At 73.6% G+C, this 22,244-nt stretch carries 20 protein-coding genes; 7 read left to right on the forward strand and 13 right to left on the reverse strand.

What is annotated here, in order from left to right; translation table 11 throughout:
• Window positions 1-38: 38 nt before the first annotated feature.
• The 4 genes from RKD23_RS03890 to RKD23_RS03905 all read right to left on the reverse strand — a co-directional run bounded on the left by RKD23_RS03890 (window position 39) and on the right by RKD23_RS03905 (window position 3,283).
• A complete protein-coding gene (locus RKD23_RS03890; protein WP_424852315.1) occupies window positions 39-212 on the reverse strand; it encodes a CsbD family protein in 174 nt (57 codons plus the stop codon).
• A gap of 43 nt (window positions 213-255) precedes the next feature.
• Window positions 256-1,791, reverse strand: coding sequence for an FAD-dependent oxidoreductase (locus RKD23_RS03895; RefSeq protein ID WP_424852316.1), 1,536 nt, complete (start codon window positions 1,789-1,791; stop codon window positions 256-258).
• Window positions 1,792-1,820: 29 nt separating this feature from the next.
• Window positions 1,821-2,582, reverse strand: coding sequence for a hypothetical protein (locus RKD23_RS03900; protein WP_424852317.1), 762 nt, complete (start codon window positions 2,580-2,582; stop codon window positions 1,821-1,823).
• Between the two features lie 89 nt (window positions 2,583-2,671).
• Window positions 2,672-3,283, reverse strand: a complete 612-nt coding sequence (locus tag RKD23_RS03905) for a hypothetical protein (RefSeq protein WP_424852318.1) — start codon at window positions 3,281-3,283, stop codon at window positions 2,672-2,674.
• Window positions 3,284-3,481: 198 nt separating this feature from the next.
• Between RKD23_RS03905 and RKD23_RS03910 the strand changes: the two genes are divergently transcribed.
• Window positions 3,482-4,537: a collagen-binding domain-containing protein gene (locus RKD23_RS03910; RefSeq protein WP_424852319.1), complete on the forward strand. Its 1,056-nt coding sequence runs from the start codon at window positions 3,482-3,484 to the stop codon at window positions 4,535-4,537.
• Window positions 4,538-4,598: 61 nt separating this feature from the next.
• On the opposite strand, the gene RKD23_RS03915 is transcribed toward RKD23_RS03910, so the two are convergent.
• The gene (locus RKD23_RS03915) at window positions 4,599-5,198 is read right to left on the reverse strand and encodes a TetR/AcrR family transcriptional regulator (RefSeq protein ID WP_424852320.1); all 600 of its coding nucleotides are present in this window, start codon (window positions 5,196-5,198) and stop codon (window positions 4,599-4,601) included.
• 64 nt (window positions 5,199-5,262) lie between these two features.
• On the opposite strand from RKD23_RS03915, the gene RKD23_RS03920 reads away from it, so the two are divergent.
• The 6 genes from RKD23_RS03920 (at window position 5,263) to tgmB (ending at window position 10,957) form a co-directional block, all read left to right on the forward strand.
• A complete protein-coding gene (locus RKD23_RS03920; protein ID WP_424852321.1) occupies window positions 5,263-6,111 on the forward strand; it encodes an alpha/beta fold hydrolase in 849 nt (282 codons plus the stop codon).
• A gap of 135 nt (window positions 6,112-6,246) precedes the next feature.
• Window positions 6,247-7,611: an FAD-dependent oxidoreductase gene (locus RKD23_RS03925; protein ID WP_424852322.1), complete on the forward strand. Its 1,365-nt coding sequence runs from the start codon at window positions 6,247-6,249 to the stop codon at window positions 7,609-7,611.
• Window positions 7,612-7,893: 282 nt separating this feature from the next.
• A complete protein-coding gene (locus RKD23_RS03930; RefSeq protein WP_424852323.1) occupies window positions 7,894-9,021 on the forward strand; it encodes a hypothetical protein in 1,128 nt (375 codons plus the stop codon).
• 186 nt (window positions 9,022-9,207) lie between these two features.
• Complete coding sequence (locus RKD23_RS03935; RefSeq protein WP_424852324.1) at window positions 9,208-9,492, forward strand: DUF1232 domain-containing protein; 285 nt, start codon at window positions 9,208-9,210, stop codon at window positions 9,490-9,492.
• A gap of 270 nt (window positions 9,493-9,762) precedes the next feature.
• Window positions 9,763-9,954, forward strand: coding sequence for a putative ATP-grasp-modified RiPP (gene tgmA, locus RKD23_RS03940; protein WP_404030735.1), 192 nt, complete (start codon window positions 9,763-9,765; stop codon window positions 9,952-9,954).
• A 13-nt stretch (window positions 9,955-9,967) separates the two neighbouring features.
• Window positions 9,968-10,957, forward strand: coding sequence for an ATP-grasp ribosomal peptide maturase (gene tgmB / locus RKD23_RS03945; protein WP_424852325.1), 990 nt, complete (start codon window positions 9,968-9,970; stop codon window positions 10,955-10,957).
• Window positions 10,958-11,035: 78 nt separating this feature from the next.
• On the opposite strand, the gene RKD23_RS03950 is transcribed toward tgmB, so the two are convergent.
• The 8 genes from RKD23_RS03950 to RKD23_RS03985 all read right to left on the reverse strand — a co-directional run bounded on the left by RKD23_RS03950 (window position 11,036) and on the right by RKD23_RS03985 (window position 22,089).
• Entirely contained in the window at window positions 11,036-12,805 is a 1,770-nt protein-coding gene (locus tag RKD23_RS03950) for an ABC transporter ATP-binding protein (protein WP_424852326.1), read from the reverse strand.
• 88 nt (window positions 12,806-12,893) lie between these two features.
• On the reverse strand, window positions 12,894-14,168 hold the full coding sequence (locus RKD23_RS03955) for an ABC transporter substrate-binding protein (protein ID WP_424852327.1): 1,275 nt from the start codon (window positions 14,166-14,168) through the stop codon (window positions 12,894-12,896).
• Complete coding sequence (locus RKD23_RS03960) at window positions 14,165-15,316, reverse strand: branched-chain amino acid ABC transporter permease (protein ID WP_424852328.1); 1,152 nt, start codon at window positions 15,314-15,316, stop codon at window positions 14,165-14,167. Before RKD23_RS03960 ends, RKD23_RS03955 begins: the two co-directional genes overlap by 4 nt.
• Entirely contained in the window at window positions 15,309-16,205 is an 897-nt protein-coding gene (locus RKD23_RS03965; RefSeq protein ID WP_424852329.1) for a branched-chain amino acid ABC transporter permease, read from the reverse strand. Before RKD23_RS03965 ends, RKD23_RS03960 begins: the two co-directional genes overlap by 8 nt.
• Window positions 16,202-16,990, reverse strand: coding sequence for an ABC transporter ATP-binding protein (locus RKD23_RS03970; protein WP_424852330.1), 789 nt, complete (start codon window positions 16,988-16,990; stop codon window positions 16,202-16,204). Before RKD23_RS03970 ends, RKD23_RS03965 begins: the two co-directional genes overlap by 4 nt.
• Window positions 16,987-17,772, reverse strand: a complete 786-nt coding sequence (locus RKD23_RS03975) for an ABC transporter ATP-binding protein (RefSeq protein WP_424852331.1) — start codon at window positions 17,770-17,772, stop codon at window positions 16,987-16,989. The genes RKD23_RS03970 and RKD23_RS03975 overlap by 4 nt, the downstream gene beginning before the upstream one ends.
• A gap of 214 nt (window positions 17,773-17,986) precedes the next feature.
• Window positions 17,987-19,213 carry a PucR family transcriptional regulator gene (locus RKD23_RS03980; protein ID WP_424852332.1) on the reverse strand — a complete coding sequence of 409 codons (1,227 nt, stop codon included), beginning with the start codon at window positions 19,211-19,213 and terminating at the stop codon, window positions 17,987-17,989.
• A gap of 131 nt (window positions 19,214-19,344) precedes the next feature.
• Window positions 19,345-22,089 (reverse strand): LuxR C-terminal-related transcriptional regulator, encoded by a 2,745-nt coding sequence (locus RKD23_RS03985; protein ID WP_424852333.1) that lies wholly within the window; start codon window positions 22,087-22,089, stop codon window positions 19,345-19,347.
• Window positions 22,090-22,244: the final 155 nt, after the last annotated feature.

Raw genomic sequence — 22,244 nt, forward strand, 5'->3', positions numbered from 1 at the left:
TCCCGCACCACGGGCGGGAGCCGGACCAGTTTCATGCATCAGTGCTTGAAGGTGTCCTTCGTCTTCTCCTTGGCCTGCCGGGCGTCGCCCTTCATCTGCTCCAGGTCGCCCTCGGAGGCCATCCGCTCGTTCCCCGTCACCCGGCCCGTGGCCTCCTTGGCCTTGCCCTTGAGCTGTTCCTTCTTCGCCTTGGCCTTCTGGTTCCGTGCCACAACAGATCACCTCTCCGTGCACGAGTGGCCCGCGGACGGCGCTTCAAACACCGAGGTCCCGCTGTCCCAGGGGGCGTACCGCGGGCCCTTGCAGCACCTGCCCGTCCACGTCGAAGCGGGAGCCGTGGCAGGGGCACTCCCAGGTCCGTTCGGCGGTGTTGAAGCCGACCAGGCAGCCCAGGTGGGTGCAGCGGGCGGAGACGGCGTGCAGATGGCCGTCCTCGTCGCGGTACACCGCGCAGCGTCGCCCGTCGACGGTGAGGACCGCGCCGTCGCCCGGGGCCAGTCCCTCGGCCGGAGGGCGGGCGGGTCCGGGCAGCCGGTCGCCCAGGAAATGCCGCGCCACCTGCGCCTGGTGCTTCAGGAAGTGCCCGCTCTCGCGCAGGACCGGCCGGACGCGGCGCGGGTCGTACAGGTCGCTCCAGGGGCTCGGCCTGCCGGTGATCTCGTCGCACAGCAGCCGACCCGCCATGATGCCGCCGCTTATCCCCCAGCCGCCGAAGCCGGTGGCGACGTACACATGCCGGCTCGCCGGGTGCAGCGGTCCGACGAGCGGCACGGTGTCGGTGGAGTCGTTGTCCTGGGCGGCCCAGCGGTGGGTCAGCCGCTCCACGCCGAAGTGCCGGGCCGCCCATGTGCCCAGCTCCCGGTAGCGCTCCTCGACGTCGCCGCCCGTGCCGGGCGTGAAGTGCTCCCCGGTGACGATCAGCAGCCGGCCTCCGCCCGGGAGGGGGGCCGTACGCACCGAGCGGGTGTTCTGCTCGGGGGTGATGTACATGCCCTCCGGGGCCAGGGACTCCTCGACGGGACCGGCCACGACCAGTTCCCGGCGCGGTGACAGCCGGGTGAACAGCAGGGCGCGGTCGAAGACCGGGTAGTGCGTGGCGACGACGACGGCCCGGGCGAGGACCCGTACGCCCTGCTCGGTCGTCAGCACGCACGGCTCGCCCTCGCGCAGCCTGACCACCCGGGTGCCTTCGTACAGGTGGCCGCCGTGCCTGCGGATCGCGTCGGCGAGCGCCATGAGGTACTTGCGCGGATGGAACTGGACCTGCCCCTCGACGCGGACCGCGCCCGCGACCGGGAACGGCAGCTCGGTCTCCGTCACGAACGACGCCGAGAGGCCCGCCTGGGCGGCGGCCTCGGCCTCGGCCCGCAGGGCGGACACCTGGCCGGGGTCCTCGGCGTAGGTGTGGGCCGGCGCCTCCTCCCAGTCACAGGCGATACCCAGGTCGGCGACATGGTCGGCCGCGGCGCGGATCGCGTCGGTCTGCGAGCGGGCGTACAGCCGGGCCGCCTCACGGCCCCGGGTGCGCCGCAGCCGGTCGTAGACGAGGGTGTGCAGGGCGCTGAGCTTGGCGGTGGTGTGGCCGGTGACCCCGGCGGCGAGCCGGTCGGCCTCCAGGACGGCGACGCCGTGACCGCGCCTGACCAGTTCCCAGGCCGTGCTCAGCCCGGCGATCCCGGCGCCGATCACGGCCACGTCCACGGTGAGCTCGGCCTCGGGTCCGGGGGCCGGTTCGCCGGGCGGGAGGGTGTCGAGCCAGTAGGACCTCTGGGTGAGCGCCTGTTGCTGCATGGCCGCCGGGTTCCCGGAGCGGCGGCCGGTCACACCCGTGACGCGTACAGCTCCCGCAGCGGCTCGGCGGACTCGGCGCCGGAGTGGCCGAAGGGCGCGTCGAAGCTCCACACCAGGAAGAGCAGGAAGACGACGAGCGCGCTGAACGCGGTGGCGAGCAGCAGTTCCCGCGCGGAGCGGCGGATCTGGAGCGCGAAGAGCAGGCCCAGGGTGACGGCACCCCCGGCGACGAGCCCGAACCAGACCACACCCGGCAGGGTCGTGCCCCCGCTGTCCAGCCGCTCATGGCGGGCCACGTCGGCGGCGGCCACCTCGTCGAGCAGCGGCTGATAGGCCTGGGCCTGAAGTTCGTCGGCGGGCGGCCGGTGGGCGAGGTCGGCACGGATCCGGCCGAGCAGCACGGCACCGGTGTCGTCGGGCTCGGTGTCCTGCTCCATGGCGGGCCACTCCGCGGTCACCGCGTGGCGTGCGTAGGCGTCGATGTGGCCGCGTACCTGGTCGCGGAAGGCCACCGGGTAGACGTCCACCCGCTGGTCGATCTCGTGCAGGGCCAGCGCCTCCCGGCGCACGGTGTCCTCAGCCGCCCCGCGCGCCTCCCACACACCCGCGATCGCCAGCCCGAGCACGATCGCGTAGACCACGCCGACCATCATCACCATGTACTCCAGCACGTCCGGCGTCTCGGACGTGTCCTCGTCGTCGTCGACGCGACGGTGGCGTACGACGGTCGCGGCGACGACGAACGCGCAGACCATCAGGGCGGCCAGGGTGTAGATCAGCCATTCCGGCACGGGTGCACTCCAGAGCGGTGGTTACGGGTTCGGGGATACGGGCTTCAGTGATGCGGGGTTCGGTGGTACGGGGTTCAGCCGCGGGCGGGTCAGGCCCTGCGGCGGCGGGAGGCCGGGCGCAGGGCCGCGGCGGCGAGGATCGCCGGGACGGTCACGACCGTGTTGGTGGTGACCAGGGACAGACCGCTTGCCGTCCTGCGCGGGGCAGCGGCGGCGGTGTGGTGCGGACGGACCCAGCGGAAGAGGTCGGGGGACGTGCCAGGCGGTTCGGGGGCCGGGGGTGGAGCCGGGTGGGCGGGCGCGGGGACGGGGGCCTGCGCGGAGGGGGTGCGGGGCGGGGGCGGGGGCGGTGTGGCCGGTCGTGCCCTCTCCTCGGCCGGTTCCCTCTCTGCGGCCGGGGTCCTTTCGGAGACGCTCGCGGTCCGCGCCTTCCGCCCAGCGGGTCCTGGGGCCGACCGGGCCGGCGGCTTCGCCGGATGTGCCACCGGCTCGGCAGGACCGGGAGGTTCGGCAGGGTGGGTATGGTCGGCAGGACCGGCCGCCGGCTTCTCGGGTGCGGGCGCCGCGTCCGGGGCGCAGACTCCCACCCGTACGTCGGCGTAGGCGTCACCCGCCCGTGCCTGCACCTGCGCGCCCGCGCCGCCGGGCAGCGGGACGAGCACGGCGGCGGCGCCCAGACCGACCGTGATCCAGCAGCTCACCGGGGCAGCTCCTCCGTCGCAATGATCACCGCGCTGCAAGAACGATCTTCCTGGGCGGGGGTCACGCGCTTCGATCACGCCCCGGCGTGGCTCCCGGCACCCCGACCCGGTCGCCCTAAATTTCCCATCATGAAAAAAGCCGCAAAACCGATGACTTCGGGCACTCGACCATGGCGTCGGCGCCTGCTGCTCAGCGCCGTGAGCGCGACCTGTTCAGGCGCTCTGACGGCCGTTGCGCTCGTCAGCGGGACCGCGGGGGCCGCGGCCCGCGACACGGTCGCCATCGGCAACCCCGTCGCCGGGAACAACGGCTTCGGGGTCGTCACCGAGGGCGACGCCACGCTCGGCAGCACCGAGTCCGAGGGCCCGGTCGCGGTCGGCGGCGACCTCACGTTCGGGGACGGCTACGACGTCTCCGTGCACACCGCCGGGACGTTCACCGCACCCGACGACTCCCGGCCCACCGCGCTCCTCGTCGGCGGGCAGGTCGACTACGCGGGCAGCAGTCAGGTGGGCGTTCTCAGGGTCCTGCAGAGCGGTTATGTGAAGCTCGGCCGGATGACGGGCGGACGGGTGCTGACCCGGGACGACAACGGCGCGAGCGCCGACACCCATGTCGCCATGAGCGGTTTCCCCTACGACTCGACCCCGCGCATCGAGCTGACGACCCGGCAGCCGGCGACCTCCGTGACCCGGTCGGGCCTGATGGACTTCCCGTCACTGTTCTCGACGTACCGGGACCGCGCCGACGCGATGGCCGAGTGCGCGGCGAACGTCCGGGCGACCGTGCCGGACAACGGCCGACTTGAGATTGCCCTCACCCCCGGGCGCACGAACGTGGTCCGGCTGACCGGCGAAGAGCTCGATGACATCAGCACGTTGACGTTCCTGAACCCGCCGGCCGCCGACACACCGGTGCTGTTCGTCGTCGACACGACCGGCACGGACGGCGCCTTCACCTGGAACACCCCCACCCTGGCCGGCGTCTCGGGGGCCAACGCGCCGTACATGCTCTGGGACTTCCCTGACGCCACGTCCATGACCATCGCGTCAGGCGACACGATGATCGGCACCCTCTACGCGCCACGCGCCGCCGTCACCGATCTCGCCTCTTCGGACATCGAGGGCGACGTCATCGTCAAGTCCCTGGTGGCGGGGCCACTTTCAGGCCAGTCGGCCTCGGCGGTGGACGCGGGCGAGATCCACTACTCCCCGTTCGCGGCGGAGCTGCGGTGCGAGCCCTGGGCGCCGTAGAGGTTTGCGTGCGGGCCGTCCGTGGCCACGCACCCACACAAGCCCCCACGGCGATGGGCACTTACGCGCGCACGAGGGCCGCGCGCACAATCGCCTCGGCCGCCCGCCCCGCGGAGACGACCGGCTCGGTGCTGCGCGCGGCACGGCCGAGCATGAAGGCGCCCTCGAGGAGCGCGATCACAGACCCGGCCGTCTCGCGGGCAGCCGGCTCGGGCATGCCGCCGGACGCGTAGTACGCGGCAAGGGCGTCGATCCAGCTGTCGAAGACCTCCGCGGTCGCCCGCCGGAGGCGTTCGCTGGTGCCGGCCACCTCCATGGCGATCGTCGCGATCGGGCAGGGGTCGGCGAAGTCGAGTTCGCGCAGCGTCTCGGCCGCGCCCGTGAAGGCGTCACGGGTGGCGGCGGCCCGGTCCTCGTACGGCGCCATGAGGGCGATGACGAGGTCGAGATAGGCGGCGCCCGAGGTGCGGACCACCTCCTCGCCCAGGTGTGCCTTCCCCCCGGGGAAGAAGTGGTAGATCGACCCGAAAGGCGCCTCGGCCGCCTCGGCGATCTGTTTCATCCCGGTCGCGGTGTAGCCCTTGCGCCGGAACAGCTCGGTGGCGGCTCCGAGAATGCGCCGCCGGGTGTCCCGTACATCGGTGGAATCTTTGTCGCTCACGCCTGTAGTCTCTCACTAGAACGCTCTATCTAATACTGCTACGGAACCGTCCGGAGGCAATGCGATGCCCGAGATCGAGCTGAGCGCGGGGACGATCGACTACCTGGACACCGGCGGCGACGGACCCGTGGTGGTCCTGGTGCACGGCCTCGGGTTCGACGAGTCGGTGTGGGCGGACGTCACGGAGGAGCTGCGCGGGGGCTTCCGGGTCGTGGTCCCGGTGCAGCCGCTCGGCAGCCACCGGCGGCCGATGCGGCCGGACGCCGATCTGTCGGCGCACGGGATCGCGGCGCTGCTCGGCGAGTTCCTGGAGCGGCTCGACCTGCGCGAGGTCACTCTCGTGCAGAACGACACCGGCACCGCGCAGCTCATGGTCGGGGCGCACGACGAGCGGATCGCCCGGCTCGTCCTCACCTCCTGCGAGGCCCTCGACAATTACCCGCCGGGCCTCCAGGGAAAGACCCTGAACCGCGCCGCGCGCATACCCGGCGGCCTCTTCCTGCTCCTTCAGTCCTTCCGTTTTCCGGCGCTCGCCCGTATGCGGACCTCGCTCGGCGGAATGGCGAAGAAGCCTCTCCCGAAGGAACTGATCGCGCGCTGGTACGGGCCTTTGCTGAGCAGCCGGGAGATTCGCCGCGACTTCGCGAAGTTCTGCCGCGGCGGGGACCCGGACTGCTATCTGCGGGCGGCCGAGCGACTGCCGTCCTTCACGCGGCCGGCCCTGGTCGCCTGGGGCGCCGAGGACCGCATGATGCCGCCCGCGACCGGGCGGCGCCTCGCCGAGCTGCTGCCCGACTGCCGGTACGTCGAGATCCCGGACGCCCGGACGCTGGTGCCGCTGGACAACCCGACGGCACTGACCGCGGAGATCCGCCGCTTCGTGAAGGAGAACCCGCTGCCCAGCGACCAGTGAGGACCCAAGGGCAGCTTTGACGGTCCATAAACCCGGCTTATGAGCCCATAGACCGGACCCGCGTACCAAGTAAGGCTTGCCTTAACTTAGGCTTCCCTCCGAAGATCGCCTGTCATCGCTCGAAGGGAACTGACCATGTCCCGCCCCCTGCGGGTAGCCATCGTCGGAGCCGGTCCCGCCGGCATCTACGCCGCCGACGCCCTGCTGAAGTCCGACGTGGCCGCCGAACCCGGTGTGTCCATCGACATCTTCGAGCGCATGCCTGCCCCGTTCGGTCTCATCCGCTACGGCGTCGCCCCCGACCACCCGCGCATCAAGGGCATCATCACCGCCCTGCACCAGGTGCTCGACAAGCCGCAGGTCCGCCTGTTCGGCAACGTCGACTACGGCACCGACGTCCACCTGGACGACCTGCGCGCCTTCTACGACGCGGTGATCTTCTCCACCGGCGCCATGGCGGACCGCGAGCTGAACATCCCCGGCGTCGACCTCGAGGGCTCCTACGGCGCCGCCGACTTCGCCTCCTGGTACGACGGCCACCCGGACGTGCCGCGCACCTGGCCGCTGGAGGCCGAGAAGGTCGCGGTGCTGGGTGTCGGCAACGTGGCGCTCGATGTCTCCCGCATCCTCGCCAAGACCGCGGACGAGCTGCTGCCGACCGAGATCCCGCCGAACGTGTACGAGGGCCTCAAGGCGAACAAGGCCGTCGAGATCCACGTCTTCGGCCGCCGCGGGCCGGCCCAGGCCAAGTTCAGCCCTATGGAGCTGCGCGAGCTGGACCACTCCCCCAGCATCGAGGTCGTCGTCAACCCCGAGGACATCGACTACGACGAGGGCTCGATCGCCGAGCGGCGCGGCAACAAGCAGGTCGACATGGTCGCCAAGACCCTGGAGAACTGGGCGATACGCGACATCGGCGACCGTCCGCACAAGCTCTACCTGCACTTCTTCGAGTCGCCCGTGGAGATCCTCGGCGAGGACGGCAAGGTCGTCGGTCTGCGCACCGAGCGCACCGAGCTGGACGGCACCGGCAACGTCAAGGGCACCGGCCAGTTCACCGACTGGGACGTCCAGTCGGTCTACCGCGCGGTCGGCTATCTCTCCGACAAGCTCCCCAAGCTGCCCTGGGACCTCGGCTCCGGCACGGTCCCGGACGAGGGCGGCCGGGTCATCGAGGAGAGCGGCACCCACCTCCAGTCGGTCTACGTCACCGGCTGGATCCGGCGCGGCCCGGTCGGTCTCATCGGCCACACCAAGGGCGACGCCAACGAGACCGTGGCGAACCTCCTGGACGACTTCGCGGGCGGCCGCCTGCAGTCGCCCGAGTCGCCCGCGCCGGAGGCCGTGGACACGTTCCTCGCCGAGCGGGGCCTGAGGGTCACCACGTGGGAGGGCTGGTACAAGCTCGACGCCGCCGAGAAGGCGCTGGGCGAGCCGCAGGGCCGCGAGCGCGTGAAGATCGTCGAGCGCGAGGACATGCTGCGCGCGAGCGGCGCGTAGGGCCGGAGGGCCACGGGCCCTCCGTGCGGACAGGACCCGCCCCGAAGCGGATGGCGGGCGGGCCCTGTCCGCCCCGGGGATTCTCACCGCCGCGCCACGCTCCCGACCAGGAGTGAACACCGCGGCGTCGTACGCGCACCGCGCACCCGGCTCTCATGGAACACACCCCGCACGCCCCTCACACACCCCGTGCGCCCCGGCCGGTCGGGACCCCGGTTGATCGTCGGCACCGGGCGGCAGGGATACTGGCAGGTGGACCACGCCCCCTGCCCCGATGGACCCATGCCGAGCTCACCGACCGTCCGCGCGATGACTCCTCCTACGGTGTGGCTGGCCCGCGGCCGCCATGTCGGTCCCGGCGCGGAAGGCGCCGTACGGGCGCGGCTGCGTCAGCTGGCGGACGCCGGGACGCTCGACGGGCAGCTGGAGGTGCCTCCCGCCGAGGGCGCGCGGGAGCAGGTGTTCGAGGCGCGGTGGCGGCCGGTCGGCGAGGTGACCGTACGGGCGCGTCTGACGCTGGCGACCGGCGCGGACGGGGGCCGTACATGGACGCTGGCCGCCGAGGCGGAGCGGGCGTGGGACGCTGCGTGGCCGTCGCCGGCTCAGATGTTCTGGCCGGAGGGCACGGAGTCGGAGTGGGCCCACGAGTCGGGCAGTGAGCTTTCTCTCACCGAGCTCAATCCGCTGCCGGAGGACGAGAAGGAGCTGCGGCGCGTGCTGAAGGGCGCCGCGCAGGCCTGGTGGGCGGTGCATGTCGTCGTCCACGAGGCCATGACGCCCGACGAGCGCGGCCGCAAGCCGCTCGCCGGATGGCTGCCCGTGGGGCTGCGCCACCGCGTGGTGGAGCACCGCGCGGCCCCGCATCAATTGCGCGCCGTGAACTACGCCTTGCGCGACCTCGGCGTCCAGGTGCCGCGCGGCGGCGCCGTCGTGCTGCCCGGCGACCCCGCCCCGGCGGCGTACGACGGCGACGACCTCACCGTGCGCAGTGTCTTCCTCGACGGTTCCGAGCCCGCCGAGCTGATGGCCGCGGTGACACGTTTCGCCGTGCTGCCCCGGCCGCTGGCGCGGGAGGCGGAGGAGGCGCTCACCGCGCTGCGGGAGGACTGGCGCCTGCTGACGCTGGAGGAGGAACTGGCCCGCGAGCGCAAGCTGGTGGCGATGTACGCCGAGGCGCTGGAGGCGATGACGAAGTCCCGGGACCTGTACCGGGAGGCCGCCGAGCAGGCCCACGAGGCGCTGGCCGCCTGCCGTGAGGCGGCCGGGAACCCGCCGCCCGCCGAACAGCCCGCGGTCACGTCCCCCTTCCAGCATCTGACCCGCACTCTGGAGCGCCTCAGGGGCTCCTCCCGGGCCCGGCGCACGGACGAGGCCGGGGCGGCGGGCCAGGAGGGTTCGGCGGCGGGCTGAGCGGTCCCGCAAGGGGCGTACGGGTGCACGACGTGCCCCCGAAGGGTGTGGCCTGCCTTCGTCGCGGCAATAGAGCGGCCGAAGGGGGTAACTCTGTAGGAGCGCGTGCGTGCCGTGCGGACGGGGCGCACGGACGCCGCACGCGCTGATCGGCCCGTACTCTCGCACCGCACACAGGAGGGCTCCGTGGATTCGACCACCCTCGCGCTCGCCGTCGTCGCCGCGGTGCTCGCGGCGCTCGTCCTGGCGGCGGCCGTCGTCCTGCTCGTCCGGCTGGTACGGACGCGGCGCGGACTGCGGCGCGCCGGGCTCCCCACGGGCCCGCGCTGGGTCTTCTGGGCCGCTGTCGGCTATTTCGTCCTGCCCACCGACCTGCTGCCGGACCCCGTCTACCTGGACGACATCGGCGTACTGCTGCTGGCTCTGCGCGCCCTGCGCGCCCCCCTCGGGCGCACCGGCGGGCCCGCCTGACGGAACCGGACCACCGCGCGGCGCCGTCCGGACCGGTGGCGGCCCGCGTCTCGCGGCCACGCAAGCTCTCTCACGATAAGTCAACCGCCGGACGGTCTCGGCCGTCTCAGGGTTCAGAGCGACCGAAACGCCCGTGGCCACGGAGCGTGACGAAACCATTCACTCGTTCGATTCGTATAAGGAATGGAAGCCCTGCAAGATCCATGGGGCGAAGCAAGACAGCGGCCTGTACCGGGACTTGTCCCGGGCAGCACCGACGAGGGAGAGACCATGCAACCATTCGCGCTCAACTATGCACGCCCGGCAACGGAGTTGGACGTAACCGCTGCGTACACCTATGACTCCGGACTGCAGTTGAACGTGCTCCTCGACGGGCGGATCGCCGCCACCGATCTCGCCCTGTTGAGAGAGTTGGGGACCACGACATCGACCGCGGGCTCCAAGACGCACTTCGACGACTGAACACGGAACGTCGATGACCGTTCTGATCCTGACGTCCGAGCAGGATGTGACAGCGGACATGGTGGTCGTGCATCTGCACGCGGCCGGGGTGCCGGTGCTGCGGCTGGATCCGGCCGACATGACCGGCCAGGTCGCGCTGTCGGGCGAGTATGTGCACGGCGCGTTCCGCGGCCATCTGTGGTCCGCGGGACGCCTGGTGGGCATCGACGGGCTGAGGTCCGTGTGGGTGCGCCGGCCGGGGGTGCCGGCGGCCCGGGTGGCCGAACCGTCCGAGTGGCTGACCGAGGAGTCCTCGCAGGCGCTCTACGGCATGCTGCGCGGCAGCGCGGCACGCTGGATGAATCACCCGGACGCGGCCCGCCGCGCCCGGTACAAGCCGTGGCAGCTGCGGCTCGCGCAGTCGACCGGGCTGCCGGTGCCGGCCACGCTGATCACCACGTTCCCGCAGGCCGCCCGGGACTTCGCGGAGCGTTTCCCGGACCTGGTCGTCAAGCCGGTGTCCGGGGCGCATCCGCAGGAGCCGCCGCGGGCGGTGCCGACCAGCCGGGTGGCACCCGGCACGGACTTCTCGGCCGTGGCGTACGGTCCGACGCTGCTGCAGCGGCGGATCGCCAAGCGGGCGGACATCCGTCTCACCGCGGTCGGCGAGCGGCTGCTGGCCGCGCGGAAGGCGGCCGCGGTGGACGCCGACCCGGACGAGGTGGATGTGCGATTCGCCACATCCGACGAGCCCTGGCGGCCGGTCGACGTACCGCCGAGGGTCGCCGAGTCCGTGCGGGCGTACCTGCGGGAGGCGGAACTCTCCTACGGCGCCTTCGACTTCGTCGAGGACGCCGACGGCACGTGGTGGTTCCTGGAGTGCAACCAGTCGGGCCAGTTCGGCTTCATCGAGGTGGAGACGGGCCAGCCCATCGCGCGCACCATCGCGGAGTGGCTCGCTGCCACGCCGCCGTCCCTGCCCCGCCAGCGGGGCCGCGGCGGCACGAACGCGGCGGTCCCGTGACCCGGCCCCGGGCCGCCCCCGGGTGAGGGGGCACGGGGCCCGCCGATGCCCTGGGCGCCGTCCTGCCCAGGGCCTTCGCTACGAGACCACCTGGCCGCGGTGCAGAGCGGCGTAGGCGCCGCCCCGGGCGAGGAGGTCGTCGTGGGTGCCGGTCTCCAGGACGCGGCCGTCGCCCATGACCACGATGCGGTCGGCGCCGCGGACCGTGGACAGGCGGTGCGCGACGACGAACGTGGTGCGGCCGTGCAGGAGCCGGGCCAGGGCCTGCTGGACGAGGGCCTCGGAGCGGGTGTCCAGCGCGGAGGTGGCCTCGTCGAGGACGAGGATCCTCGGGTCGCGGATCAACGCCCGGGCGATGGCGAGGCGTTGGCGCTGGCCGCCGGACAGCCGGGCGCCCCGCTCGCCGACCAGGGTGTCCAGGCCCTGGGGCAGCCGGTCGACGAACTCCAGCGCGTTGGCGTCGCGCAGGGCCGCGCGGACGGTCTCCTCGTCGGCGTCGTCCATGCCGTAGGCGACGTTCTCGCGGATCGTGCCGTCGAAGAGGATCGACTCCTGCGGCACGACCGACAGGAAGCGCCGGTAGGTGCGCAGGTCGAGGGTGCTCATGTCGGTGCCGTCGAGCAGGATGCGCCCCGAGGTGGGCCGGATGAACCCGATGACCAGGTTGAGGAGCGTGGACTTGCCCGCCCCGGAGGCGCCGACCAGCGCGACGGTCTCGCCCGGTACGACGGTCAGGTCGAAGTCGCGCACGGCCGCCCGGTCGGACTCGTAGGCGTAGGTGACGTGTCGGAAGGTCACCGCGCCGTGCAGGGACGTCACCTCCGACTTGCCCTCGTTGTCCTCCAGTTCGGGTGCCTGGAGCACCTCACCGACCGAACGCACCGACTCCAGGCCCTTGGTGATGACCGGGGCGAGGCCGGCCAGGGTGGTGGTGGCGTTGGTGAGTGTGGTGAGGAAGGCGCTGAGCATCACCACGTCGCCGGCGCTGACGCCCCAGACGCCGTAGTACGACACGAGCGCGGCACCGGCCAGCACCAGCACGCCGATGACGTTGAGGACCACCCAGGCCAGCGAGCCGAAGCGGCCGTTGAGCAGGTCCAGGCGCATGCCCGACTGCAGCAGCCGCCGCAGGGTGCCGTCCATGCGGTTCAGGGCCTTGCCCTCCAGGCCATGGGCGCGGGTGACGGGTATCAGCCGGGTCATCTCCGTCACCCGGGAGGACAGCATCTCCACCTCGTGCCGGAAGTGCTCGTTGTGCGTGCGCAGCCGGGACCGCAGCCGCGCCACCAGCAGCGCGGCCGCGGGCACCACGACGAGGAAGACCGGCAGGAACTCGGGGGTGCGGATGCCGATGATGACGAGCCCGCCGGTGAGGACGGTCAGCGCGCCGAGCCCGGTCTCCGCGGTCTGCTGCACCATCTGCTCGGCAGCTTCGACGTCCCGGACGACCTTGGCCTGGAGCACGCCCGCGCTGACCCGTGCGTGGTAGCCGATGGACAGCTGCTGCATGCGGGTGCACAGGGCCGAGCGCAGGGTGGTGCCCATGCGGCGGACGCTGCCGTAGAGCAGACGGACGTAGAGCAGGTGGAGCGGGTAGTTGACCAGCAGGATGAACATGATCAGTCCGGTGCTGGTCCACAGTCGGGCGATCGGCCGGTGCTCGACGACGGTGTCGACGATGGACGCCGTGATCAGCGGCAGCAGCCAGACGGGGCTGTGCTTGACGGTGAAGACCCCGACCGCGGCGGCCAGTCGCCGGCGGTCGGGGCGGAACAGATAGGCGAGGGTGCGGACGGGGTGTTCGTCCCGGTAGCGGTGATCGAGGGGTGGCTCGGTCGACGACGCCATAGGGCGGGGGTCCTCTCCAGCTTGCCGTACGGGGGTGGCAAACGCTTACTACCACGCGTCGCGCCGAAGAGGACCCCGCCGTCCAGGATCAGGACGTCCGCGACTTCAGGTACGCCTCCACCCCCGGCGCGCTGTGCGCGTCCTCGACGCCGACGAGCCCGCCGACCGCCTTCGCGTCGGGCTTGAGCACGTACGTCTTCACGCTCGCGGGCCGGTTCACGTCCGAGAAGTTCAGCACGGTGCCGAGCCCGGTGTCGGCGTTCTGCTGCGCGCGGTGCGCCTTGACGACGTCCTCGCGGGCGAGGCTGCCCGCCGCGCACGCCTTCTTCAGGTCGGCGCCGAGCAACTGCGCGGCGTTGTAGCCGGAGAGCACGCCCGAGTCGACCGGGGAGCCCGGGTACTTCTTCTGGTACGCCGCCACCATCTTCTGGACGCCGGGCAGTTCGGAGCTGGGGGCCGGGGCCGCACTGACCACGCTGAGCAGGCCGGTCAGCGCCTTCGCGGCGGGCGTCTTCAGCAACTGCGGGGCGAAACCGGGAGCGTTGCTGACGATCGGCACCAGCAGTCCGCGCGAGGCGGCGACTCCCGCGAGGGAGGCGGTCTGGGCGGGCCCGGCGCTGATCAGGATGGCCTTCACACCGGCCTCGCGCAGCGCGGAGACCTGCGCGGACAGGTCGGTGTCCGTGGCCTTGATCTTCTGGGCGACGACCTTCAGACCGGCCCGCTCGGCCGCCCACTCGGAGCCCTCCAGCGCGTTGGCGCCGTAGTCGCCCTCGAAGTAGACGTGCCCGATGGAGTCGCCCTTCTTCAGGCCCTTGGTGCGGGTGAGGTAGTCGACGGCGGCGATCATGTCGAGGTCGTAGGTGGTGCCGACCACCTGCACGGACTGCTTGCCCAGCAGGGAGGCGGCCCAGGCCTGCGGGAAGGTCAGGACCTGGTCGCGCTCGATGTCGTCGAGGAGCGCCGCGACGACCGGGGAGCCGATGACCTGCGGCAGGGCGACGACGTCCGGGGAGATGTCGGCGTAGGCGGTGACCGCCTTCTGCACGTCGTAGCCGTGGTCCTCGACGACGATCTCGACCTTGCGGCCGCAGATGCCGCCGGCCGCGTTGGTCTCGTCGGCCCACATCTGCTGGGCCTGCACGATGGACTTGCCGAGGGTGGCGTACGGCCCGGTCAGGTCGGTCAGGGCGCCCAGTCTGACGGTCTTGTCGGTGACGCCGGGCCCGGCCTTGACGCCGTCGGCGCCGTCGGCCGCGCCGTCGTCGCCCGCCTTGGAGCTGCACGCGGTGGAGGCGAGGAGCAGTGCCGTCAGGGCCGAGGCGAGGAGGATACGGGCGGGGCGGGGGTGCGTGACGTTCACGGGGTGTGCTCCTTGGCTCGTACGGCGGTGGTGTCGGTGGTGGCGGTGGTGGCGGTGGTGGCGGCAGCGTCGGTGTCGGCGGCGCTGGGGCGGGGGGTGTCGGCGGCCGGCTTGCGACGGCGGGCGCGCAGGCGGCGGGCCAGGCCGTGCAGCCCGTCGGGGGCGTACAGGAGGATGACGACGATGGCGGCGCCGTAGAGGTAGCGGGCCGCCTCGGTGGGGCCGATCGAGCCCTCGCCGGAGCCCGGGGTGGCGACCAGCGGCAGATGGTCGGCGTAGCGGGTCATCAGCAGGGGCAGGGCGGTGACGAACACGGCGCCCGCGGTGGCGCCGGCCACCGAGCCCAGGCCGCCGATGACGATCATGGCGAGGTAGTCGACGGACAGGGCGAGGCCGAAGTAGTCGGGGACGATCCGGCGGAAGGCGAGGGCGAGCAGCGCCCCGGCCAGGCCCGCGTACATCGAGGAGACGACGAAGGCCGCCGAGCGCTCGCGGGCCACGTGCACGCCCATCACCGCGGCCGCGGTCTCGCTGTCGCGCAGCGCGGCCAGCGCGCGGCCGGGGCGCCCCTTGAGGATGCCGCGGGCGGTGAACCAGGTCAGCGCGAGCAGCGCGAGGCCCAGGTACCACAGGCGCTCCTCGGCGCCGAACGGCACGCCGAGGACGGTCAGTTCGGGGCCGGTGTCGGAGAACCCGAAGCCGCCGATCGTCAGCGGCGGCACCGAGCGGCCGTTGAAGCCGCCGGTGACGGAGTCCGCCGTGAGCAGGACGTGATGGCCGAGGAACACCAGCGCCAGGGTGGCCACGCCCAGGTAGATCCCGCGCACCCGGCCCGCGACGGGGCTGAACAGCCCGCCCGCGACCCCGGCCAGCAGCACGGCGAGGACGAGTGCGAGCAGGGGCGGCAGGCCGGGGCCCGGGTCGCCGGCGAGCCAGGCGTAGCCGTAGGCGCCGACGGCGAGGAAGAAGGCGTGGCCGAGGGAGAGCTGGCCCGCGGTGCCGGCGAGCAGGCCGAGGCCGACCGCGCCGATGGCGGCGGCCATGGCGAACAGACCGACGCGCAGCCAGAAGGCGTCCACGTAGAACGGCAGCACACACAGCACGAGCGCGGGCAGCAGGAGGCGTGCCTTGCGGAGGAGGTCAGACACGAGCCGCTCCCTTCGCGCCGAACAGCCCGGTGGGCCGCACCAGTAGCACCAGCACCATCACGGCGTAGGGGGCGACATCGCCGAACCCCTCGCCGAGGACGGTCAGTTCGGACTGGTAGCCCGCGACCAGCGACTCGGTCAGGCCGATGATCAGGCTGCCCGCGAGGGCGCCGGGCGGGGAGGCCATGCCGCCGAGGATCGCGGCGGGGAAGGCCTTCAGGGCGATCTGGCCGGTGGTCCGCTCCAGGCCGGGCGCGGGGAACGCGGCGAGGAACACCGCGGCCAGCGCGGCCAGCGCCCCGGCCAGGCACCAGGCGAGGGTGCGCACCCGCGTCAGCCGTACGCCCATCAGGGCCGCGGCCTCCACGTCCTCGGCCGAGGCCCGCAGGGACAGACCCCAGGACGTGTACCGGAACAGGGCGAACACGCCGCCGATGACGACCGCGGACACGGCGATCGCGGCGAGCCGGCTGTCGGCGACCGTCAACGACCAGATCCGGGTGACGGAGTCGCCCCAGGGGTCGCCGAGGGTGAGCAGGTCACCGCCGATGCGCCGGGTCAGGTCGGTGAGCAGCACGATGTCGATGCCGATGGTGACGATCGTCTGCACATGGGCGGCCTGCGGGTCCTGCCCTCCGGCGCGCAGCAGCAGCCGGTCCAGCAGGCCCGCCACGGCCGCGGTCACCAGCACGGCGAGCGCGAGGGCTCCGGCGAAGCCGAGGTCGTCGTGGAGCACGGCGGTGAGATAGCCGCCGAGCAGCAGCAGCGAGCCGTGGGCGAAGTTGAGCACCCCGGACGCCTTGAAGATGACGACGAAGCCGAGGGCGACGAGCGCGTACACCGAGCCCAGGGCGAGGCCGTTCAGGACGTGGTCGAGAAAGCCGCTCATGCCGCCTCCTCCCCCGGCTCGCCGAGGTAGGCCCGCAGCACTTCGGGGTCGCGCCGGACCTCGTCGGGTGTGCCGTGGGCGATGGCCCGGCCGAAGTCCAGGACCGTGACCTCGTCGGCCAGCCGCATGACGAGCCCCATGTCGTGCTCCACGAGGACGACGGACAGCCCGAGTTGTTCGCGCACATCGCGTACGACCTCGACGGCGCGGGCGCGTTCGGTGGCGTTCATGCCGGCCACGGGTTCGTCGAGCAACAGCACACGCGGCTCCAGGCACAGGGCGCGGGCGAACTCCACGCGCTTACGGTCTCCGTAGGACAGCCCCGTGACCGGCGCGTCGAAGTGGGCGCCGAGACCGACGAGTTCGGCGATCTCGCGGGCTCTGGCCCGGTGCTCGCGCTGTTCGCGGCGGGCGCCGGGCAGGCGCAGGGCGCTGGCGGCGAACCCGGCGCGGGTCAGGGCGTGCCGGCCGAGCATCAGGTTGTCGGCGACGGTGCCCTCGGTGGTGACGATGTTCTGGAAGGTGCGGGCCACACCGAGCGCGGCGATGCGGTGCGGGGCCAGCCGGGTCAGCTCGGTGTCCCCGAGGCGGACCGTGCCGGAGGCGGGCCGGTACAGGCCCGACAGCACGTTGAAACAGGTGGACTTGCCCGCGCCGTTGGGCCCGATGAGGGCGTGGACGGTGCCCGGGGCGACGGTGAAGGACACCCCGTCGAGGGCGGTGAGTCCGGCGAACCGCACGGTGACGTCCTGCACCTGAAGGACCGGGGGTGTGCGCTCGTTCACGCGGCGCCCTCCTCGTCGCGGTCGGTGTCGCCCAGGTAGAGGCGGCGCACGGCGTCCGTGCCGGCCAGTTCGTCGGCGGGGCCGGACAGCCGGACCTCGCCGACGTCGAGGACGTACGCGTGGGAGGCGAGCGACAGGGCCATCGCGGCGTTCTGCTCGACCAGCAGCACTCCGGTGCCCTGGGCGTTGATCTCGCGGACCACCTCGGCGATCCGCTGCACCATGAGCGGGGCGAGCCCGAGCGAGGGCTCGTCGAGCAGGAGCAGCCGGGGCGCCGCCATCAGGGCCCGCCCGATGGCCAGCATCTGCTGCTCGCCGCCGGACAGCAGCCCCGCGGCCTGCCGGGTCCGCTCGGCGAGCCTCGGGAACAGCGCGAACACCCGGTCGCGGGCCTCCCGCACCTGGCCCGGGGCCCTGCGGCCGAGGCCGAGGCCGCCGGTGCGCAGGTTCTCGTCGACCGTGAGGCCGGCGAAGACCCGTCGGCCCTCGGGTACTTGGACGACTCCGGCGCGCACCGCGGCGACGGGGTCCCGCCCGTCCAGCGCGGTGTCGCCGTACCGTATGCGTCCGGCCGTCACCGCGCCGCGGTGCAGCCGCAGCGTGCCGGAGACCGCCCGCAGCAGGGTGGTCTTCCCGGCGCCGTTGGCGCCCAGCAGCGCCACGACGGCGCCGGGCGGCACGTTCAGGGACACGGAACGCAGTGCGGACAGGGCCCGGCCGTAGGCCACGTCGAGATCCTCGACCTGCAGCATGGCCTCGTCGTCCGGTGGTGCTTCGGGCATCGCGGCTCCTCGGGGAAAGGGGAGCTCACGACAGCACGGGGGCGGCGGACCGGTACAGAGAGATCAGCGGGAGGGCTGCGGGTGACCAGGGTGTACGGCCGCTCGTTGTGCCGACGCCCAGAGGGGGTACTTCAGGGGCGCGGGGAACTGCGCGAGAAACCACGGACAACCCGCACCCGCCGACGGCGAGACGAGGCAGATCAGCAGGCGCACATCACCCAGGCAGCACCCGACGCGCGGTCAAGGCAAGACTCACCTCGACCAGGTCCGCAGGTCGCGCAAGCGACCTCCCACTGAGCTGCTCGAACCGCCGCAACCGATTGAGCACGGTGTTCCGATGGCAGTACAACCGCTCCCCGGCCCGCTGCGCGGAGCCGTCGCACGCCAGCCACACCCCCACCGTGTCCAGCAGCACCTCACGATCGGCCGGATCGAGCCCGGCCAGCGCCCCGAGGACCTGCTCGGCGAGGGCGCCACCGAGATCCGGGCTGGAGACGACAAGGGCGGCCGGCAGCCGCTCGGCGAGCCGCACGACACCCCCTGTGTCCGGACACAATCTCAACGCGAGGTCGGCCTGCGCCCGGGCGTCCCCCACCGCGGCCAGCCCCGCGACGGCGCCGCTCAGCCCGATCCGCACCCCGGACCCCGCCTCGATTCGCTCCGGCAGGTCCCCGCGGACGATGCCGTAGTCCACCTCGACGCCCGTGTGCCAGTGCACCCGCACACCCGGCAGCAGATCACCGCCCCGCCCCCCGGCCACCGCGAGGACGACATACCGCCCTTGTTCCTCCAGATCCAGGACCTGTGCCGTCTCGGGCAGGTCCGCGATCCGGCTGGACCCGTCGAGCAGCGCGGCGACCAGCACCCGCACGCGGTTCTCCCGCTGCCAGGCCAGCTGCCGTTCGACCTGGCGGTAGGCGTCGGCGACGAGGGTGCAGTGCTCGTCGACGAAGTTCCAGATGTCGGAGGCGACATGGACGAGCAGGCGTACGTCCTCGGGTGCGGTGCGCGAGGTCTCCTCCACCAGCCGCTGCCACACCAGGGAGCCGCCGAGGCGGAAGGCGTGCAGCAGCGCGTCCAGCGGTACGCCCTGTTCCGCGCGGGTGGCGCCGATCTTCCAGGAGCAGCGGCGTGCGGCGTCGCGGGAGCCGCGCGGGTCGAGCAGCGAGGCGACGCTGTGCCGCAGCGAGCGGTGCATCTCCTGCCAGATGCCGGCGGGGTCGCTGGTGACGGCGGCCCGGTAGGCCGGTTCCTGGTCCTGTACGACGGCCATGAGGCGGTCGGTGAGTTCGGCCAGGTCCGCCTGCAGCACGCGGGCCGCGCGGTGCAGGACGGCGATGGCGTCGGCGTCGATCAGCGACCGGACCGGCCTCGTCCGCGGCTGCGGTACGACGGCTGGTACGGGCCGGTTCGGCGTGCGGTGCCGTACGGCGCGGTGCATCACGGTCCTCCCCCAGGGTGTGCGACCTGATTCATCCTGCCGGAAGGATGACATACCGTCCGGTCGGTCCCTAGGCTCCGGGAGCGAATTCCCCTGGCCGATCTCGCGCGGGGCGGCGGGCTCCCGGGGGGTCATGGGCGCGCCTGGGGCTGCTCGGCCTGCTCGACCAGGCGGGCGAGCTCGACGCGGGAGCGGACGCCGAGGGCCGCGAAGACGTTGCGCAGGTGGTAGTCGACGGTGCGGGTGCTGACCGAGAGGATGCGGGCGACCTCGCGGTTGGTGGCGCCGTCGGCGACATACCGGGCGATCCGGCACTGCTGGGGTGTGAGCCGGTCCAGCCCCTGCGCGTGGACGGCGCCCGGTGCCGTGCCGTGCGCCCGCAGCTCGCCGCGCGCCTGCTCTGCCCAGACCCGGGCGCCGCAGCTCTCGAAGCCGACCAGGGCCGCGCCGAGCCGGTCGCGGGCCTCGCGCAGCCTGCGGCGGCGCCGCAGCCACTTGCCGTACAGCAGCTCCGTACGGGCCCGCTCGAAGTCGCCGGTGGTCCGCTCGTGCAGGTCCAGGGCCCGCGCGTACAGCCCGTCGGCGCGTTCCGGCGGGGCGAGCAGCGCGCGGCAGCGCAGCAGCTGCGCGGGGGCCTGCGGGTCGGCGCCGAAGGCGGCCCAGGCCGCGAGGTCCTGGACCGCGCGCCGGGCGTCCGCGGGGCGGCCGGCGAGGGCGGCGGCCTCCACGAAACAGGGCACGGCGAGCATCCACACCGCGAAGTGGCCGCGCCGGGGGCCGGGCCGCACGAGCGGGCCGAGCCGGTCGGCGGCCTCCAGGGGGCGCCCGCGCCCGAGGTCCGCGCGGCCCAGCGCCCACTGGGCCAGGGTGGCCGTCTGGGCCAGCCCGTGCCGCCGGGCCGTGGCCAGCGCGGCCGCCGCGTGTCCGGCGACCGCGGCGGGCTCCCCCTCGATCGAGGCGGCCAGCGCCAGTACGGCGTGATGTCCGGCGGCCGTGTTGCGCTGTCCGGCCCGCTCGGCCTCCCGCAGCCCCTCCTCGGCGTGGGCCCGCGCCTGCGCGTGCCGTCCGCTGCGCAGTTCGGCGTAGGCCAGGTACTCCAGCGCGCGCGGGACGACTCCCCGGTTCCCGTCGGCCCTGCCCACCGCCGCCGCCCGCGCCGCCACCCGGGAGGCCGCGGGCATGTCCCCGACGACGAGCGCGGCCGCCGCCGCCCGCAGCGACCCCTCACCGTCGGCCTCGTCCGCGACCACCCGCCTCAGCACCCGCGCGCCCTCCTCCCGTCGCCCCTCCAGCACGGCCCGCAGTCCTCGGCGGTAGTCGTCCAGGCGGGGCCGCGCCTCGGCGAGCGACTCCAGAGCGCCGGGGAGGTCGCCCGCCGCCCAGGCCGCGTCCGCGGCGCCGGCCGTCGCGGTCGCCGCGAGGGCGGGGGCGTCGGTGGCGAGGAGGGCCGCGGCCGTCAGCAGGGACGCGCGAGCGGTGGCGGTGGGGCCGTCGAGCAACTGGGCGCTGCCGCGGAGCAGCTCGGCCCGGCCGCGTACGGCGTCGGCCACGGGCGCGTTCGTGACGGTGCCCAGCAGGGCCAGCGCGCGGCGCGGCAGCCCGGCGCGCAGGGCCTGCTCGGCGGCGGCGGTACGGCACTCGGCCCGCGCCGCCTCGTCGGCCACCAGCTCGGCGGCACCGGCGTACGCCAGCGAGCGCAGCCGGGGCGGAGCCGGTGAACGGGGGTCGGTCGCCGCCGCGGTCAGCTCCGCCGCGAGCTCGGGGGCGGGTCCCGTGCCGGCCCGGGCCCGGTGCAGCAGGGCGCGCAGCCGGTCGCCGTCCCGCTCCAGGACCCGGGCGAGGGCCCCGTGCGCCGCGCGACGCCGGTCCGCACTCGCCCCGGCGTACGCGGCCCTGCGCAGAACCGGCCCGGCGAAACGGAGCTGCCCGTCGGCGAGCCGCACCAGGCCGGCCACCGCGGCGGCCAGTTCCTCGACCGGCTCGAAGGCCGCATCGTCGCGGGGCGCACGACCCGCACCCGACCCGTCCTTCAGGATCTGCAGCGCGGCCCCGACGACCCTCGCGTCGGCGTCCTCCTCCTCCGTGTCCCGCAGGGCCGTCGCCGTGAGCAGCAGCAGGTCGGCCATCTCCGGCGGGAGGCCGTGCAGGCAGGGGCCCGCGAGCGCCGTGAGCGTGTCGGTGAGGGCGTGGGGCAGGGGCTGCCGGCCGTCCAGTTGGGCGGGTGAGAGGCGGCCGGCCAGGGCGAGCAGCAACGCCGGGTTCCCGTCGGCGTGCTCCAGCAGCTCGTCCCGTACGGCCGGGTCGAGGGCCGGGTCGGTCAGGTCGTCCAGCAAGGCGCCGGCATCCGGGGCCGGCAGCGGACCGAGGTGCAGCACGGGCAGTCCGGCCGCCTCGGGCGGGGCGTACCCGGCGGCGGAGAGCAGGAGCCCCACCGGGCCGACCTCCGGCAGTCGCCGTGCGGCACGGCCCAGCAGGGTGCGGGACGGGGTGTCCCAGAGGTGGACGTCGTCCAGGCAGAGCAGGAGCGGGCGACCGCCGGCCGCCCGCCGCAGCGCCGAGAGCAGCGGCTCGACCCGCGCCTCGGGCTCCGCCGCCCCGCCGGGCACGCCTCCGAGCGCCCCGGCCAACGCGCGCAGTGCGTCGTACGGCCGCAGTCCCTGCTCCGGGGCCGCCCGCAGGAGGAGCGCCCGGCCTGCGGTGAAGGAGCGGGCCGCGTGGTCGAGGAGGGTGGTGCGGCCGATCCCGGGCTCTCCGGTGAGCAGGAGCGCGCCGGGGCGCTGCGGGAGGGCGTCCGACAGCGCGGCCACGGCACGCAGGTGGGGCCCGCGCCCGTGGATGCGCGGGGCCGTCGTCACGCTCGTCGTCCGTCCGGTCACTCCCGCGAGGTTACGTACGGGTAACCGTGCCCGGAAGCCGTACGTCCGTACCGGTCGGCCCCGCTCACGCGCCCCACCTGCCGTTTCCGGCGGGCGCGCGTCCACGCTCTGTGCCGGCGCCCAGCGCGAGCGCCCCGCGCCCGTGCACCGGCACA

The organism is Streptomyces sp. SAI-170 (assembly GCF_049739565.1).
In the GTDB taxonomy this organism is placed as follows: Bacteria; Actinomycetota; Actinomycetes; order Streptomycetales; family Streptomycetaceae; genus Streptomyces.

Coding starts and splice junctions, on each gene's coding strand:
- RKD23_RS03895 (WP_424852316.1), bottom strand. CDS start 1,791: ATGCAGCAACAGGCGCTCACCCAGAGGTCCTACTGGCTCGACACCCTC.
- RKD23_RS03920 (WP_424852321.1), top strand. CDS start 5,263: ATGCCCGAGATCGAGCTGAGCGCGGGGACGATCGACTACCTGGACACC.
- RKD23_RS03925 (WP_424852322.1), top strand. CDS start 6,247: ATGTCCCGCCCCCTGCGGGTAGCCATCGTCGGAGCCGGTCCCGCCGGC.
- RKD23_RS03930 (WP_424852323.1), top strand. CDS start 7,894: ATGCCGAGCTCACCGACCGTCCGCGCGATGACTCCTCCTACGGTGTGG.
- tgmA (WP_404030735.1), top strand. CDS start 9,763: ATGCAACCATTCGCGCTCAACTATGCACGCCCGGCAACGGAGTTGGAC.
- tgmB (WP_424852325.1), top strand. CDS start 9,968: ATGACCGTTCTGATCCTGACGTCCGAGCAGGATGTGACAGCGGACATG.
- RKD23_RS03950 (WP_424852326.1), bottom strand. CDS start 12,805: ATGGCGTCGTCGACCGAGCCACCCCTCGATCACCGCTACCGGGACGAA.
- RKD23_RS03965 (WP_424852329.1), bottom strand. CDS start 16,205: ATGAGCGGCTTTCTCGACCACGTCCTGAACGGCCTCGCCCTGGGCTCG.
- RKD23_RS03975 (WP_424852331.1), bottom strand. CDS start 17,772: ATGCCCGAAGCACCACCGGACGACGAGGCCATGCTGCAGGTCGAGGAT.
- RKD23_RS03980 (WP_424852332.1), bottom strand. CDS start 19,213: ATGCACCGCGCCGTACGGCACCGCACGCCGAACCGGCCCGTACCAGCC.